The 17,838-nt window shown below is 38.6% G+C and carries 15 protein-coding genes; 1 reads left to right on the top strand and 14 read right to left on the bottom strand.

Translation table 11 applies throughout. The annotated features are described in order from the left end of the window. Positions 1-9 precede the first annotated feature (9 nt). The 14 genes from gatB to EKM78_RS05030 form a co-directional block, all read right to left on the bottom strand. Complete coding sequence (gene gatB / locus EKM78_RS05095; RefSeq protein WP_125770035.1) at positions 10-1,437, bottom strand: Asp-tRNA(Asn)/Glu-tRNA(Gln) amidotransferase subunit GatB; 1,428 nt, start codon at positions 1,435-1,437, stop codon at positions 10-12. Next, complete coding sequence (gene gatA, locus EKM78_RS05090) at positions 1,437-2,894, bottom strand: Asp-tRNA(Asn)/Glu-tRNA(Gln) amidotransferase subunit GatA (protein WP_125770033.1); 1,458 nt, start codon at positions 2,892-2,894, stop codon at positions 1,437-1,439. Before gatA ends, gatB begins: the two co-directional genes overlap by 1 nt. After that, a complete protein-coding gene (gatC, locus tag EKM78_RS05085) occupies positions 2,894-3,217 on the bottom strand; it encodes an Asp-tRNA(Asn)/Glu-tRNA(Gln) amidotransferase subunit GatC (protein WP_245994784.1) in 324 nt (107 codons plus the stop codon). The genes gatA and gatC overlap by 1 nt, the downstream gene beginning before the upstream one ends. Then, complete coding sequence (locus EKM78_RS05080) at positions 3,207-4,340, bottom strand: CamS family sex pheromone protein (protein WP_125770029.1); 1,134 nt, start codon at positions 4,338-4,340, stop codon at positions 3,207-3,209. The genes gatC and EKM78_RS05080 overlap by 11 nt, the downstream gene beginning before the upstream one ends. 68 nt (positions 4,341-4,408) lie before the next feature. Further along, on the bottom strand, positions 4,409-6,433 hold the full coding sequence (gene ligA, locus EKM78_RS05075; protein WP_125770027.1) for an NAD-dependent DNA ligase LigA: 2,025 nt from the start codon (positions 6,431-6,433) through the stop codon (positions 4,409-4,411). Positions 6,434-6,445: 12 nt separating this feature from the next. Then, positions 6,446-8,698, bottom strand: a complete 2,253-nt coding sequence (gene pcrA, locus EKM78_RS05070) for a DNA helicase PcrA (protein WP_125770025.1) — start codon at positions 8,696-8,698, stop codon at positions 6,446-6,448. 604 nt (positions 8,699-9,302) lie between these two features. After that, positions 9,303-10,598 carry an adenylosuccinate lyase gene (gene purB / locus EKM78_RS05065; RefSeq protein ID WP_125770023.1) on the bottom strand — a complete coding sequence of 432 codons (1,296 nt, stop codon included), beginning with the start codon at positions 10,596-10,598 and terminating at the stop codon, positions 9,303-9,305. A 4-nt stretch (positions 10,599-10,602) separates the two neighbouring features. Further along, positions 10,603-11,733, bottom strand: a complete 1,131-nt coding sequence (locus tag EKM78_RS05060; protein ID WP_125770021.1) for an ATP-grasp domain-containing protein — start codon at positions 11,731-11,733, stop codon at positions 10,603-10,605. Positions 11,734-11,751: 18 nt separating this feature from the next. Continuing rightward, on the bottom strand, positions 11,752-12,333 hold the full coding sequence (locus tag EKM78_RS05055) for a xanthine phosphoribosyltransferase (protein WP_125770019.1): 582 nt from the start codon (positions 12,331-12,333) through the stop codon (positions 11,752-11,754). Between the two features lie 52 nt (positions 12,334-12,385). After that, complete coding sequence (locus EKM78_RS05050) at positions 12,386-13,024, bottom strand: glycoside hydrolase family 73 protein (protein ID WP_125770017.1); 639 nt, start codon at positions 13,022-13,024, stop codon at positions 12,386-12,388. A 158-nt stretch (positions 13,025-13,182) separates the two neighbouring features. Beyond that, positions 13,183-13,383 carry a cold-shock protein gene (locus EKM78_RS05045; RefSeq protein WP_010624397.1) on the bottom strand — a complete coding sequence of 67 codons (201 nt, stop codon included), beginning with the start codon at positions 13,381-13,383 and terminating at the stop codon, positions 13,183-13,185. 373 nt (positions 13,384-13,756) lie between these two features. Next, entirely contained in the window at positions 13,757-14,671 is a 915-nt protein-coding gene (rbsK, locus tag EKM78_RS05040; protein ID WP_125770015.1) for a ribokinase, read from the bottom strand. 32 nt (positions 14,672-14,703) lie between these two features. Beyond that, positions 14,704-15,099, bottom strand: coding sequence for a D-ribose pyranase (rbsD, locus tag EKM78_RS05035; protein WP_125770013.1), 396 nt, complete (start codon positions 15,097-15,099; stop codon positions 14,704-14,706). 107 nt (positions 15,100-15,206) lie between these two features. Beyond that, positions 15,207-16,889, bottom strand: a complete 1,683-nt coding sequence (locus EKM78_RS05030) for an aryl-sulfate sulfotransferase (protein ID WP_164507208.1) — start codon at positions 16,887-16,889, stop codon at positions 15,207-15,209. A gap of 253 nt (positions 16,890-17,142) precedes the next feature. On the opposite strand from EKM78_RS05030, the gene EKM78_RS05025 reads away from it, so the two are divergent. Next, the gene (locus EKM78_RS05025) at positions 17,143-17,322 is read left to right on the top strand and encodes a hypothetical protein (protein ID WP_125770011.1); all 180 of its coding nucleotides are present in this window, start codon (positions 17,143-17,145) and stop codon (positions 17,320-17,322) included. Positions 17,323-17,838: the final 516 nt, after the last annotated feature.

The raw sequence follows: 17,838 nt of genomic DNA, 5'->3' as shown, positions 1-17,838 counted from the left end.
TACTCCTCGCTAACGGCTATTTAATTCTTCCATCAGTATCTTGTTAACAACTTTTGGATTGGCTTGGCCACGTGTTTTCTTCATGATCTGACCGATCAAGAAGCCAACAGCACGATCTTTACCATTCTTAAAGTCATCGATCGATTGTTGATTATTGTCCAAAACATCAACGATCATTGGCTTCAAGACTGCAGGATCTGATTCTTGGACCATGCCTTTTTCTTTGACCCAACCTTCAGGTTCTGTACCGTTACTAATTGTTTCTTGGAAAACTTTCTTAGCGATCTTCGATGAAATAGTTCCATCTGAGATCAAATTGATCATTTTAGCCAAGTGTTCAGGCGTTAATTTTGTATCTAACAAGCCGACTTTCTTTTCATTCAAGTATCCATTAACTTCACCCATCAACCAGTTAGAAACTAGTTTCGGATTAGCCTTGTATGACACTGTTTCATCAAAGAAGTCTGACATTTCTTTAGTATCTGTCAAAACACCAGCATCGTATTCGGGGATCCCTAACTCATTGATGTAACGGTAACGACGATTTTCAGCTGGTTCAGGCAATGAATCTTTGATCTCTTTGATCCAAGCAGGATCAATATTGAAAGCTGGTAAATCTGGTTCTGGGAAATAGCGATAGTCATCAGCACCAGATTTAACACGCATCAAGACTGTCTCACCAGTTTTTTCATCGAAACGACGTGTTTCTTGACCAATCGTTCCACCATTTTTCAAAATGGCAGCTTGACGTTTTTGTTCATAAGCTAAGCCCATTCTGACATAGTTGAATGAGTTTAAGTTCTTCAATTCGACCTTCGTACCTAATTTATCTGATCCGATCGGTGTGATAGAAATATTAGTATCAACACGCATCGAACCTTCTTCCATCTTAACATCAGATGCACCAGTAAATTGTACGATCTGACGAAGCTTTTCAAGGTATGCATAAGCTTCATCCGGTGTATGCATATCAGCCTTTGAAACGATTTCGACAAGTGGTGTACCTTGACGGTTCAAGTCAACGTAAGAGCTATTACCATGGTGAGTATTCTTACCAGCATCTTCTTCAACGTGAAGTTCTTCAATACCGATCTTCTTCTTTTCACCATTGACTTCAACTTCTAGCCATCCATCATGCCCTAGTGGCTTTTCGTGTTGCGTTAATTGATAAGCCTTAGGGTTATCTGGGTAGAAATAGTTCTTACGATCAAAATGAGTATGCTTTTCGATCTCTGCATTCAATGCAAGAGCAACCATGACACCTAGACGATAGCCACCCTTATTAACTGAAGGAAGGACCCCAGGAAAACCAAAGTCGATAATGTTTGTATTTGTGTTAGGTTCAGCACCATAAGCTACTGGTGAAGGACTAAACATCTTTGAATTAGTCTTAAGTTCAACGTGGACTTCTAGACCGATCGTTGTTTCAAAATTCATTAGTCTTCCTCCTTTAAAGCAGTTGGGATCTGTTCATAAAATTTATTTTCTTCTTGCAATGCATAAGCAGCATTGAAAATTGATTGTTCATCAAATGACTTAGCCATCAATTGCAAACCAACTGGTAAGCCATTGACAGTCCCAGCAGGAACTGAAGCAGCAGGCAATCCAGCTAAGTTTGCTGGAATCGTCAAAATATCATTCATATACATAGCCAATGGGTCATCGATCTTCTCACCGATCCCAAAAGCTGGTGTAGTTGTAACAGGTCCAGCGATCAAATCATATTTGTCTAAAATAGACTTCAATTCGTTGATAAAAATCGTTCTTACTTCAGCAGCTTTCTTGAAGTACGCATCATATGCACCTGCAGAAAGAGCGAATGTTCCTAACATGATACGACGTTTAACTTCGTCACCGAATCCCTCTGAACGTGAATTAACGAATAATTCTTTGATATTCTTCACGTCTTTAGCGCGGAATCCGTAACGGACACCATCGTATCTTTGAAGGTTTGATGATGCTTCAGAAGAAGCAATAACATAGTAAACTTCAACCGCATGTTTCAAAGTTGGTAAACTAACTTCTTCAACAGTGGCACCGAGTTTCTTGTATGTTTCGATAGCTTCATCAACTGTCTTCAAAACTTCTGGATCAGTACCTTCATGCCAAAATTCCTTCGGAACAGCGATCTTAATTCCATGCATGTCCTTATTTAAATTAGCACGGTAATCCGGAACTTCTTTTTCCGAACTAGTTGAATCTTGAACATCATGTCCAGCAATGGTTGTTAAGACTTCAGCTGAGTCTTCGACCCGTTTTGACATGACACCAACTTGATCCAAGCTAGATGCAAAGGCAATAACGCCCCAACGAGAAACACGTCCGTAAGTTGGTTTGATACCAAAAATACCGTTAAATGATGCTGGCTGTCTGATCGAGCCACCTGTATCAGTACCTAAGGCAGCAATAACGTCACCACTGGCAACAGCTGCAGCTGAACCACCAGATGACCCACCAGGAACTTTAGTGTAGTCCCAAGCATTATGAGAAGTACCGTAATAAGAAGTTTCGGTTGATGAACCCATAGCAAATTCATCTAAGTTAGTCTTACCAACATTGATAGCTCCAGCGTTCTTTAGCTTTTCAGTAACTGTGGCATCATAAATTGGCATGAAATTAGACAAGATTTTACTTGAAGCAGTTGTTAAAACACCTTTAGTCAAAATATTGTCTTTAATAGCGATCGGAATACCAGATAATCTCCCCTTGATCCCGTCGTTATCGATCTGTTTTGCATCTTCTGTGGCATCATCATTGACTGTCACATAGGCATTTAGCTTCTCTTCTTTGTCCTTGATACGTTGCAAAGTATCTTTTGTAAGATCTTGAGCAGTAATTTCTTTATCAGCTAATTTCTTGTGCAACGAATCGATTGTTTCGTTAAAGTAATCCACTATTCGCCATCCTCCTTATCAACGATTGATGGTACCTTGATCAAGTTATCTTGAACTTCTGGTACATTTTCGAGCAATTCTTCACGTGTTTGGGTATGTTTACCTTCATCTGCACGGAATACCGTTGTAGTGTCACTCATGTGATAAGTTGGTTCAACGCCCTCTGTATCAACGGTTGATAGTTGACTAGCCATCGTAACGATGTCGTCTAATTGTGAAACAAATCCGTCTACTTCATCGTCTTTGAATTTTAAATTTGCTAATTCAGCAACGTGTAAAACTTCTTCTTTTGAAATCATAACTTCTCCTTTACTAATCTGCATTAAAAACGTGCGAACTAAATTTGCCGCCAGTTCTAGTAATGAATGATTGTTGTCGATCAACAGTTTGGATCGAGATATCTAAATCAGCACCTGAAGGTAAGTACTTGCCGGCACTATCCTGAACGAATTGTGTAAAGCTAGTTACTTGAGCTAGACCATCAAATTGGGTATTGATCGTAACGTCTAGCGACTTCAAATTATCACCATCGTAATGAGCCTGGGCTGTTACACCAGACAAATTAGGGAAATAATCTTGAATGTGCGATTTAAAGTTTGAAAAGGCATCAGCATCACTACTGCTGATAGCTTTTTCATTATTAACAGTTGGTAGCATTTGACTCTTATAAGACAGATCCTTCCATGAACCTAATTCACCAGACTTGCTGACGGAATAAGAAATGTAATTTCCACCAACAATAGTATCTTCTGGCGCAACTGAATAAAGTCCGACTACGATTGGCATATCATTGCCGACTTGCTTCTCTTGACGCAGTCTTTTGACTACTTGTGCAGCAATCTCTTGACCGTGTTTCTTCTGTTCTTCAGTTGAGATCTTAGTCTGATAAGTTGCACCGTATTGCTTCTTTTGATAATAATCGACTTCGTTTAAGGCAATACCGATCGACATCCCCGCCAATTTGTATTTACCATCTTGCTTAGTTAAATAATCCTCTTCAATCATTTGTTGAAAATACATTGGCTCACGTTTGTCAGCCTTAGTCGAACCATTTGACTTGGGATTCAAACCAGTTGGGTTCTTCTTAGATTTACGTGCCAACCATTTATTGACCGTTCCTGCCGTCAGGACTTGTCCTTCTTGGAAGACGTAATCATTAGTTGAAAATTGGTCCTTCGAGAGTTTCATTAAGCCACTCTCAAAACTACGAGTATTAAATTCATTCGTATTGTTTGCTGCAGTTAAACCACTAATTGGGCTAGTCTTATACTTACCATTATCCAGTAAAACATCGTAACTACTGGAGTCAGTAGATTTAGTAGTCTGGACAGAAGTGTTGGTGTCACCTCCACCAGAAGATAGACTAGAATTTTGTAAATTCCCACACGCCGACAAAAGCACCATTGATGCCATCAATAGAGCGGTGGTCTTTATGAATTTTTTCAAAAGTTATCTCCTTTATTGATCGTTCATTGAGCAAGGAAAAACTCACTCGTATCAAAGGTATGCCATACTTAATCCTCTGTATCATTGAGGTAATCAGATAAAGTCGATTCATCAATAATTTGAGTCCCTAATTGCTGTGCTTTAGTCAGTTTACTTCCGGCTTTTTCGCCAGCAATTAAAATATCGGTCTTCTTCGTTACGGATCCCGTAACTTTGGCACCCATATCTTCAAGTAGGCTAGTTAATTCTGAACGTTTATACTTCGTTAAAGTTCCAGTTATAACAATTATTTTATCAGTAAAATGTTCATTTGTTTCATTATTATTCGAACTACCGATAAATTTTGTATTAACTCCTACTGATTTTAGTTCATTAATAAGCTTTTGAACATCATTATTATCAAAATAAGTAATTATGCTATCAGCGATAATCTCACCCATCGTATTAACGGATAATATTGCTTCTTTTGAGGCGTTCATTAATCCATCAAGGTCACCAAAATTCTCACTCAAGATCCGAGCAGCTTTTGCTCCGACATGACGAATGCCTAGACCAAATAATAAACGCTCAACTGAATTACTCTTGGAATTATCGATCGCTGTTAACAAGTTATTGATCGACTTCTCTTTAAAACCATCTAACGTAGCTAGATCATCGGCTGTTAAAGTATATAAATCGGCCACATCTTCGATCAAATGTTTAGTATACAACTGTTCGATGATTTTTGGACCAAGTCCATCAATATTCATCGCATTTCTTGAAGCAAAATGAGTTAATTGCTCTTTTACTTGAGCAGGACACTTAGGATTAATACAACGTAATGCCACTTCATCTTCTAAGCGGATCAATTCCGAATCACAGTAAGGACAATGTGTTGGGATCTCTGCCGGTTGCGAATCTTCGGGTCGCTTACTCAAAACAACTTGAGAAACTTCAGGAATGATATCGCCAGCTTTATGTAGTAAGACTGTATCACCGATGCGAATGTCTTTAGATTTGATCATATCGATATTGTGCAAGGTTGCTCGCGAAACTGTTGTACCAGCTAGACTGACTGGATCCATTACGGCAGTTGGTGTTAACACACCAGTCCGACCGATAGTCCACTCGATATCATTAACTACTGTCTCTGCTTGTTCCGGTGGGAACTTGTACGCAATTTCCCAACGAGGAACTTTGACAGTATTTCCTAAACGACGTTGTGTGGCTAAATCGTCGACTTTCAAAACTACGCCATCGATGCCGTAGTCTAAACCATCACGCAATTCGCCATAGTGTTCAATATATTCTTTGACGCCACTCAAACCAGTAGTTACTTTTGCTGTGGGATTAACATGAAATCCTAATTCTTCCAGCGTTTGCAGTGCTTGATGTTGGGTCGTCACATTCAAATCATCAAAGGTTACGATCGTATACATAAAAGTATCCAATTTACGATCAGCCGTGATTTGAGGATTTAATTGACGTAAACTTCCCGCTGCCGCGTTTCGCGGATTAGCAAAAACTTGTTCACCATTAGCTTCACGATTGTTATTCAAACGTAAAAATTCATTTTTGTCCATAAAACATTCTCCACGGACTTCAAAACTAAGTGGTTTAGATAATTTTTGTGGGATCGATTTGATGGTCTTCAAATTCTCAGTAACATTTTCACCAGTCGTACCATCGCCACGAGTTGAACCTTGAACTAAAAGGCCGTTCTCGTAAACTAAGGAAATTGCTAATCCATCGATCTTCAATTCGACATTATAATCAACTTCTTGGCCGACATTTTTCTCAATGCGGTCATTCCATTCGGCAAGCTCTTCTTCGGAAAAGACATCCCCCATTGATAACATAGGGATCTCGTGGTTGACCTTATTAAATTCAGGATCAACGACATCACCAACTAATTGCGAAGGTGAATCTGGTGTAACTAAATCCGGATATTGTTGCTCTAAAGCTAGCAAACGATTGTACTGCTTATCGTATTCGCTATCTTCTACTAGAGGAGCATCTTTTGTATAGTATGCTTCACGATATTTATTCAAAGTGTCGCGTAATTCGGATAATTCTTCATTAGCCGCTTGTTTCGTAACATTTTGCTCTGCCATATCTTTTCCTCCTTATTCAGTCACTTTAGTGATCGGTGCAAATTCAGCTAATAATCGCTTGATTCCTTCATCTTGGAAGGCCACATCGAGTTCAGCATTCTTGCCGTCACCAGTAACTTTAACTACCGTACCTTGTCCCCACTTCTTGTGGTTAACTTTATCGCCGATATTCCAACTGACATTTTCAGCACCTTGAGCACCGCTAGGTTTGTTAGCGGTCTTAACTTGGTAACTAGGTTTTAAAGCTGCTTCACGCCGACGTTTGGAAAATGGTAATTCTTTTTCTTTTAATCTTGGTGAAGTCATCGATCCAGCAGTTGGATTGACCAAGTTCAAATTCTCGTCGCCGATCTCGTTAACAAAACGAGACATTTGGTTGCTCTGGATCCGACCATAAAGCATTCTGCTATAAGCATTAGTGATGAAAAGCTTCTTTTCAGCACGCGTAATACCTACGTAAGCCAAGCGACGTTCTTCTTCCATATCGCTTTCTTTCATCATTGAACGAGATGAAGGGAAGATCCCTTCTTCCATTCCAACTAAGAAGACAACTGGAAATTCTAGACCTTTAGCAGCGTGTAGCGTCATCAAAGTAACTTCTTTTTGATCTTCTTCTAATTCATCTTGATCTGAAGTAAGTGATAGATCCGTTAAAAATGCTGACAGACGTGTTTCATCGGCCTCTTCACTAGGCTCATATCCTTGATCAAATTGCGTTGTTACTGTTTGTAATTCTTGGATATTCTCGATCCTAGCATCAGACTCAAGATTCTTTTGCTTGTGCAGATCATCTAAGTATCCAGAATCATCAAGCAAACTAGTCATTAATTCTGTCATGGATGAATCCTGACTTTGAATCGCTAATTTCTTGATCGTACGAGCAAATTTGCCCAGTGTTCCATTTTGTTTGCCACCGATCGGCGAAAGATCAATATTTTCAGCAGCTTCTAGCAATGACCAATCGTGTTCATTAGCGAAAGTTTGCAATTTCTCGATTGTACCTGGTCCAATACCACGTTTAGGAGAATTAATGATCCGTTGAAAACTCATTGAATCATCCGGATTAGCGATCAAGCGTAAATAGGCCAAAATATCTTTGATTTCTTTACGATCGTAGAACTTGTGACCACCAACGATCTTGTATGGAATATTTGACTGGACGAGCTTCTCTTCAAAAATACGTGATTGAGCGTTGGTCCGATAAAGGATCGCATAGTCGCCATAATTGAATCCCTTTAACAATAAATTCTTGATCTGCTCGATAACGAACAATGCTTCATCAGACTCATTTTGAGCCCGATAAAAATCGATTGGATCACCCTTTTTGTTGTCAGTCCAAAGTTCCTTTGGCTTACGGTTAATGTTGTTACTGATAACTTGATTAGCAGCACTCAAAATCGTTTGCGTAGAGCGATAGTTTTGTTCCAACTTGATCGAAGTTGCTTCAGGATAATCATCTTCGAAGTCCATGATATTTTTCATGTTGGCACCACGCCAGCCATAAATACTTTGGTCGGCATCACCAACAACACAAACGTTGCGATATTTAGCACCTAAGAATTTAACTAACTTGTACTGAGCTTCGTTAGTGTCTTGATATTCATCAACGTGAATATATTGGAAACGATCTTGATAATTCTCTAAAACTTCAGGATTTTGTTCGAATAACACATTCGTCTGCATGATCAAATCATCAAAATCTAACGCCTGGTTACGTTCCATTTCCTTGGCATAACGATCGTAACAAGTTGCAACAGTTTGTTCAAAGGGCGATTTAGCATTTTGCGAATAAGTTGCTGGATCCTGTAGATCATTCTTGGCATTACTAATGGCCCCCAAAATAGCTCGAGGGTCGTTTTTCTTTGGATCCAAATTCAAGCGTTTCAAAATTTGTTTCATCAAAGTACGTTGTTCAGCAGGGTCAGAAATGGTAAATGATCTTGAATAGCCTAATTTATCAATATCACGACGTAAGATCCGTACACAAAGAGAATGGAAAGTCGAGACCCAAACATCTTGACCTTCTTCTCCCAAAAGATTCCCGATACGTTCTTTCATTTCTTTGGCAGCCTTGTTCGTAAAAGTGATGGCTAAGACGTGCCATGGCATGACATTCTTTTCTTGGATCAAATAGGCAACGCGGTGAGTTAATACTCTGGTTTTACCACTTCCCGCCCCAGCCATGATGAGCAATGGACCTTCTGTGGCTTTGACTGCATCTTGTTGCTCGGGATTTAATCCTTTTAGTAATTTATCGTCTGACATTAATAACTCTCCCAAATCCTTATTAAATCAACGTTTTTTCTTAAAACATCTATTCTATATTGTAGCAAATTATTGTTTCTAATAATACTAAAGCGAACGGCTGTTTTTATTGTAGACGGTTTCATTTTTGTTGGTGGTTCATTGCCGGTTATGCGAGGGTTCCGGGGATTGCGCCGTGGCAACCTTAATGTTGGTGGCATGGCCACCATCAAAACGGTAGCGCAAGTGCTAAAGCACTTACGTTCCATCATTTCATGGCTGACGGCGAATCCCCTCCACCCTCGCATAACCTAAGTTTGCAGTAGACTCTTTTTCTGGTGGGATACGGTACTTATTTTGTTCCTGCTATGTTGTTTTGGCTTTTTAGTGGTCGTTCTTGAATATTGTTGTTCTTACTTATTTTTCTCCGGTTTCTATCTGTTTGATTTATTGTCCTGGATATCATCGGTTCGATTTTATTTTGATCTTTTTCTTGCTCTTTTCTTCGCTCCTTTGTCGCTTGAAAAATCGCATTCGCAAATCGTTTTTTTGCTTATTTATTGATCGAATGGATACAAAAAAAGCAGCGCTGGGTTTCATTTTGTCCCTGCACTGCTTCTCTACATTATTCCAAGCCTACTCGCTTGAAGATGTCGTCTACGTGTTTTAAATGCCAGTGATAATCGAAGGCATCGTTTAATTGTTCTTCTGTTAAGTTGTCGGTTACTCGCTTGTCAGCTTCTAGTAGTGTTCTGAAGTCTTTTCCTTCGTCCCATACTTTGGCTGTTAGTGGTTGTACTATGTCGTAGGCTGCTTCACGGCTTAGTCCTGATTCTACTAACTTGAGTAATACTCTTTGTGAGTAGATCAAGCCGTGTGTTATGTTCATGTTTTCTTTCATCTTCTCTGGGAAGACTGTTAGTTCTTTGGTGATTTTGGTGAATCTGGTTAGGATGTAGTCTAGTAATTCTGTTGTGTCCGGGATGATGATTCTTTCGGCGGAACTGTGGGAGATGTCTCTTTCGTGCCATAGTGGTATGTCTTCCATGGCTGTTAGGGCATGTCCTCTGATTACTCTGGCTAATCCTGTTACGTTTTCGGAACCGATCGGGTTTCGTTTGTGCGGCATGGCTGATGAGCCTTTTTGACCTGCTGCGAAGTATTCTTCGGCTTCTCTTACTTCAGTTCTTTGCATATGTCTTACTTCTAGGGCGAATCTTTCTACTGATGTAGCAATAATTGCCATGGCTGTGATGTATTCTGCATGCAAGTCACGTGGTAAGACTTGGGTCGATACTTCTTGAGCTCTGATGCCTAATTTGTTGCAGACGAAGGCTTCTACTTCTGGTGGTACGTTAGCAAAGCTTCCTACTGCACCACTGATTTTGCCGGCTTCTACGCCTTTTGCTGCGTGATCGAATCTTTCGATGTCTCGTTTTATTTCTGAATACCAGTTAGCTAATACTAGACCAAATGTTGTTGGTTCAGCGTGTACACCGTGCGTACGTCCGATCATTACGGTGTCTTTATACTCGAGAGCTTTGTTCTTTACTACTTCTAGGAAATCATCTAAATCTTTACGAATAATGTCATTGGCTTGTTTCATCAAGTAACCATAGGCTGTGTCAACTACGTCTGTTGATGTTAATCCGAAGTGGACCCACTTCTTTTCTTCGCCTAGGGAGCGTGATACGTCTCTGGTGAAGGCTACTACGTCGTGCTTAGTATCCTTTTCGATCTCAGCTATTTCTGCAACGTCAAATTTTGCGTTCTCAGCTATCTTTTTAACGTCTTCTGCTGGAATCTCGCCTAACTTGCTCCAAGCTTCACAGGAAGCTATTTCTACTTCTAACCAAGCTTGAAATTTGTTTTGATCAGTCCAAATGGGCTTCATCTTAGGGGGCACATATCTGTCAATCATATACTTACTCTACTCTCCAAATTTTAGTTGATTGAATGTCTTGCTTGAGACTTTCGGGGCTATCTCCGACCAAAGAGATATATCCGACATCCCTTGCAGGTTCATTCTTTGCTTTGAAACCAGTGTAGTAGTTAAATTTCCATTGTGCTTTTTCTTGTAAAAGATCCAAACTTTGTGGCAGTATTCCCTCAACAATTTTCAATATCGCGGTATCAACTAATGGATAGATCTCTGGTATTGGCCAATCGCAAATTGCTCGAATGTGGAGCTCAAATTGCGATATACCAGTGGCTTCTTGATAAACATTGGCCGCATAGTTGATTCCAGGGAAAATACTTTTGACATAGAGGACATCAGTTTGGGACAAAATAAATCCTATACCAAAAATTCCTACATAGTCAATATTTTGAGCAACTTGTAAAGCTACTCTTTGCATTTCTGCTTCAACTGCGGGGTCGTTCTTCTTAAAAATGTAGGCACTCATCAAATGAGTTCCATCGTATATCTCGTGGACCATCGGGAAAGTATGGATTTTACCATTCTTACTCTTGCTGACCATGATCGAGTATTCCGCCTTAGTGTCGATCCAAGCTTCCAAAATGTAAGTCCCACTCTTCAAAAGCTCTTGCATCTTCTTGACATCATCTTGATTGTACATAATATGACGCTTCAATAAGTCTTGGTTCTTTTGGATCGGCTTGATCATGCAAGGAAAACCGATCTCCTTGACTGCTTTATTAATGTCGTCAACTGTTACGATAGAAAAAAATGGTGGCACATTAATATTGAGGTCGTTCAAGAACGTTCTTTCGATATAACGATCTTGTGCGATCCCTAATAAATTCGAGCCTTGGGTCACATTGTACTGTTTGCTAAGGTCCTCAAGTAAATGACTATCAAAATTGTCATCCATGTATAAAAGTATATCCGAATGTTGGCCTATTTCATTCAAGTTATCAAGATTTTGTAATTCACCAACTAAAAAATTATCAGCAGCCTGCGTGGCGATGTCGTCAGCTTGATTCGTCAGCAGGATAGTCCGAAATCCCATTCTCTTTGCTTCAAGTTCACAAAGATAAGTTTCTGAACCTCCACCAATAATTCCAATAGTTTTCCCAGGTGCAATAAAAGTCATGAATCCACCTTCCTAATGTTACTCGTCCTCTTTACCGAAAACGACGTGTCCATCTTCAAAAGCTTTGATCCGTGCAAGTGAATAAACTGGGATCTTTTCTTTATCGATCAATTGTCTACCTTTTTGGAACGATTTCTCAATTACAATACCGATACCGGCAATATTAGCACCGGCAGCGTCAACAATTTCGTTCAAACCGTTCACAGCTTGACCATTAGCTAAAAAGTCATCGATGATCAATACATTGTCATCTGAAGAAAGATATTTCTTAGAAATACTAATGTGGTTAGAAGTCTTCTTAGTAAAAGAATAAACTTCCGAAGTGTAAAGATCATCTTTAAGTGTTACTGACTTGTGCTTTCTAGCAAAAACAACTGGTACTTGGAACTGTAATCCGGTCATAACTGCAGGAGCAATACCTGAAGATTCAACGGTTAAAATCTTCGTAACGTTAGCATCCTTGAAATGGTTGTAAAATTCTTCGCCCATTTTTTCCATCAAGACTGGATCGATCTGATGATTTAAAAAGCTGTCAACTTTCAAAACATCTTTGCCAAGTACCCGGCCATCTTTGTTAATTCTTTCTTCTAATTCCTTCAAAATTACTCTCCCGTCATTTTTACTATAGATTTTATCACATATAACCTACTTGTTACTTGATTCCACGGTCATATTTCATTAAATCGTACTTTTGGATCACGTGGATTATCTTTGTCGTGTAACCTGGATCAGTTGCATAACCATCGGTCTGTAAAGAAACAGCTGCTTCAATGTAGTCTTTAGAACTGATTACTTGTTGATATTGGGCTGAATTCCAGGTAGTCCCATTTACTAGCAACAACGCATGATCTTTCATCGATTCGCGGAAATCGGTATAGGCTCGAAAGCGGCCATTGATGGTCACCCACTGGCCATCAGTATATTCCTTAGTTTGCAGAACGACGGTATTATTCGGGTCAGTACCCTTCACGCCAAAATAATTATTATATTTACTAGCTAAAGTACTATTGCCCCAATCGCTTTCTAAAATCGCCTGCCCGATAGTGATACTAGGCAAAACGCCATACTGGTGTCCTAATTTGATAGCCTCCGGAGCAATCTTCTTGATGAAAGCATTGTGCTCTTCGGCCACCAAATTAGTTGCATCAGTCTGTTGATTTTGGCGATAACGCTGAACTCCAAAAAAGCCGATCAGCAAAATTGCGATCACGCCAATAATAATGTAAATGTTTAAATTCTTATTCTTCTTCCGCCGGCGACGACGACGTTGAGGTTTTCTTTTTTGAGGCAAATATTTAAGGTCCTTTTACTATTTAGTACTTATTATAACCTAGTCGCGTTTATTTTTTGAGTTTCCAAACGATTGTAGTTAAAGTTTAATATTTGAAAAAAGTGTAATAAAAAAGCCAGCCTACCGAATCGGTAGACTGACTTTGGTTTGTTATTTAATTAGTTTTTAACAACGTTTGAAGCTTGTGGTCCACGGTCGCTGTCTTCAATATCGAATGTAACAGATTGACCTTCTTCCAAAGTCTTGTAACCTTCACCTTGGATTGCTGAGAAGTGAACGAATACGTCGCTTCCATCTTCGCGTGTAATAAAACCATAGCCTTTTTCGGCGTTAAACCATTTTACTGTTCCTTGTTCCATCAGACTATTCCTCCTGATAACTAATATTGTGTGCATTATCTCGTGGTACGTTTGGAAGATAGTCTTCTAAAACCATTCGACCCATTGCCCATTCAAAAATACAACTATTATATTAACATTCTTACAAAATTATTACAATCGAAAAACAGGATAAAATTAAACTTTTATCCTGTTTTATCATATAAATTTAATTATTTTAGTTGTGAAATAAAGCACTTACATTACAAAGCATTGACACTACTTGATTTATCAAATTACACTTAATGATTAATCTAAATAAAACGTTTTCTATATGTCATTAGATATAGTATCAAAAAAGCTTATTATCCAAAAATTACACTAATAATTTTAAGAATAATAAGCTGTTTTTTAATTATTTAACGTCCTTTGCATAAGGGATCGAATTTTGAGCACCTTGTGTTTGAACAGTCAAAGAAGATGATTTATTAGCATAAGTCATTGCTTCTTCGATATTTGCCATATCATGATCTAATTTAGCCATCAAAGCACCAACAAAGGTATCACCAGCTGCGGTTGTATCAACTGCGTTTACTTTGAAGGCATTGACAAATCCAGTTTTACCAGATTCAAATGAGTAGAATGAGCCCTTAGAACCAACGGTGATCAAGACAGTACCGATCCCCATTTTGTGCATTTCTTTGGCTGCTTTTTGCATTGATGCATCATCTTCAACATGAACGCCAGTGATGATCTCGGCTTCTGTTTCATTAGGAGCGATGATGTCAGTCAAATTCAACAATTCATCAGGAATATCTCTTCTTGATGGTGCTGGAGCAGGATTTAGGAATGTCAAAACGTTGTTTTCTTTGGCAATTTTGAAAGCTTCGACAATTGCTGGGATCGGAACCTCAAATTGGGCAATAATGCAGTCTGCATTTGCAATAGTATCTTTAGCAGCATCAACATCTGCTGGTGTTACATCAGCGTTAGCACCACCATAAACTAAAATACTATTTTGTCCGCCATCTTGAAGTAAGATGTAAGCTTTACCAGTTCCTTCAGTTTCAGAAACTGTAACGTGGTCTAAATTTAAGCCATCTTCTTTAAATGTATCCATCATAAAGTCCGCTGCGTGATCGTCACCGATTTTTGAAATAAATGCGGTGTCGGCACCTGCACGCACAGCAGCGAGTGCTTGGTTAGCACCCTTTCCACCACCGGCAGTTGAACGGGCTTGCATATGCATGGTTTCGCCAGGCTTTGGCAAATGTGAAATACTTAAAATGGTATCAACGTTAGTTGATCCTAATACGACAATCTTGTTCATAAAACTATACCTTCCAATTAACTAACTATTTTTTAGAATACAACTCCGCTTTCAAGCAAGATGTTTGAATATGGTGTTTCTTCTCCGGTACGGATAAATGCCTTTGTATCGTTAAGATCTTTCTTCATGTCTTCATGAGGGATGAATTCAATTGGTGTGTCACCAATAACTTTCTTAACAGCAGCTAATTGTTCTGGATTTTGAACTTTCATTTCTTCAGCAAGATAAACTTTTTGAACTTGTAATTCGCTCAAAACATTTTCTAAAACTTGCATAAATGAAGGGATTCCAGCTTCAAGAGCCAAATCGATTTTTTCTGTTCCTGCAGGAACAGGCATTCCAGCGTCTCCAATACCAATAGTGTCGAAGTGTCCCATTGTTGAGATCACACGAGAAATGTCAGAATTAATAACTCTAGTCTTTTTCATAATATTCCATCCTTTTTGAAATCGTTTGCGCTAAATATTCTAACATCAGTAAACTAATTAGTAAATACTAATTAAAAAATTGGTGCGTACCAATGATAATTATAAGGCTAATCTTCTAGAACGTCGAATGTATAATCTGTATCATAAAAACTTAAACGATAAGCTCGATAAGCATAAGCTTTCGAAGCGGAATTAGCGATCGTTACATTAAAGACTTGATTGCCATCAGGATCAACTTCGATAATATTACTTTCTTTTCCGCTATTCTTGAAACCAAAGTCGATCAATGTATTCCCGTTTTCAAGACGTTGAGCATTACCAATGATGTTAGTAAAGTTCTTTTTACCTAGATCTTTACCATAAGCCCATGTCTGATCGATAGTCATCTTGTTTGCATCAACATGATATTGAACGGCCTGTGAGTACTTACCTGAAGTTTTCTTATCACCGTTAGTAACATCGATGTTGTTATCGTAAAGTAAGATATTTTGAACGTCTGGGTCACCATTGACATCTTCCAAGAGTCTCAAAGCATGTTGACCACCGGTGATCGAAGTTCCCTTAGTAGGTGTTAAAATCTTATCTTGATATTTCTTAGGCCAAGATGATTTCTTCTTACCACTGTAGATCCACTTGATATTAGTAGTCTTATAATCCAATTTCATGATCATATCTTGATTACGACCGGAAATCAAAATCGACTTATCGGTTGGATCATATTCAACAGAATTTTGGTGGAACCAATCGACCTTGCCATCGGCACCTTTCTTAAAGCTGGTATACATCTTACTTGGTAAGATCTTCTTCAGATCGATGACCTTAACGATCTTCCCAGTTTTATGCGAGATCTGAACCATGATATCTTCTTTGTACTCTGAACCATCACTAACAGTTGCTAAAAGATCGCCATTTGGTAATTCAGCTAAATCGTGATGAATAACCGTAGTTTCGTTATTTTTGGCATTGTTGGCACTGTCAGAAGACTTGGTTTTATTCTTAAAATTGTATTCTTTGTAAACGCGGCCTAAATAGTCCATTTCAACTAAGTCGTTATAAACTGGCGAATCGACATTACGTTTACTCAAAACTAAAACGTGGCCATTGGAAATTTGTTCGAAAGTATGTTGCGAATAATCAGTCATGTACCACCGAACATCACCATTAGCATCGATTGCGAATGGCTCTTTAGTCGTCCGGTTGATCAAAGTTAATTTATTATCACCGATATCCATCTTCGACTTGTCATCTTTTGAAACAGTAACCTTAGCCCCTTTGACATACTTAGGTAGATCCCCAGTTTTGATCTTAATAGTCTTGGAATCAGTCGTTCCATCATCGTATGTGACATTGATCGTCACTTCATTAGTTTTGTTTGCATAAAGACCAACAATTGGAACTTGGTGCGTGATCGACGAATCACCGTTTACCTTATTAGTAATATCAGCATCGTCAGTCTTACCTTTCACAGTGTAAGAAACTGTAGCATTTTGGTCGGTAGAAAAAATCACCAAGGCACTTAATGGAGTAGTCTTATATGGATTAAGCTTCACATAAGGATCTTCCAGTGAATAATTACCTTCCTCAACAATTTCTTGATATTTCTCCGTGGCACTCTGCTGTGATTTCTCACGAGTAGTCACCAATTTGGAACCAATATTTTTCTTGATCTGGGCAGTGGAAAGCAACTTTGAACTGTTGGAACTCTGCTCCGAACTAGATTTAGAACACCCTGCAACTACGAATAATGCTAAGGCAAAAAATATTGCTAAAAGTGGTAGCCTCTTTTTCAAAATAATATCCTCCGTTCTTCCCCAAATGTAAGAATACAAAAAAATCAAGTATATATCATGGATTTTACTTTTAACTTAATAATTCCATAAAAATATTTAAATCCAACTTCAATATAGTTATATATTTATATTTTTTCAATATATCATGGCATAACCATTAATAATTGACCGATATTAGTGCATATTTATTTACTTGTCCCAGTTTCTGTATATAATCGAGATAAATCGAGCTTTAATTGGGAGAGCGATAAGCATGAAAAAATTCAACAAAGACGATTTCAAAAAAAATAGAGACAAACTGCCCTTATACCAAAGAGCCCTACTAGCAATCTTAATAGCCACAGCAATAGGCTTAGCCCTAGCAGGAAATTCCGCCATCTTCGAATCAAACGCCCCACAAAATCAACCCAAAACAGAAACAACAATATCCTAAATTAAAAATAAAAAAGGCCAAGACATTGAAGTTGCAAAAAAACAATGTCTTGGCCTATTTAAATACAAGTAAAAATCTAGTTTCAACATTTCCGTAAAAAAATCTGCAAATTCATTTCAAAACATTTAGTGATAGTCTAGTACTTAATATCCCAATTACGCACATCAAACCTACGATAATCGAAAACAAACCCACCAACCCCACATAACCAAAATACTGTTGAAACGCTAGGTTCTGCGGGGGTGGAGGAAATTCGCTGTCAGATATGAAATTCCACTTAGCGACGAAGGACCTTAGTGGAAGACTCGCATTTGAGGTCCTAATAAATCCATATCAAACCACCACAATCGAGAACAAACCCACCAACCCCACATAACCAAAATACTATTGAAACCCTAGGTTCTGCGGGGGTGGAGGAAATTCGCTGTCAGGTGTGAAATTCCTACCAGATGTCAAGCTTAACCCGCAATATATCAATATTTTATTCATTGATTAGTAATTATACTATGGATATAT

It is taken from the genome of Companilactobacillus furfuricola (assembly GCF_003946325.1).
Classification (GTDB): domain Bacteria; phylum Bacillota; class Bacilli; order Lactobacillales; family Lactobacillaceae; genus Companilactobacillus; species Companilactobacillus furfuricola.
The sequence above is the reverse complement of the archived record's forward strand: the minus strand, read 5'-3'. Positions and strand labels throughout refer to the sequence as shown.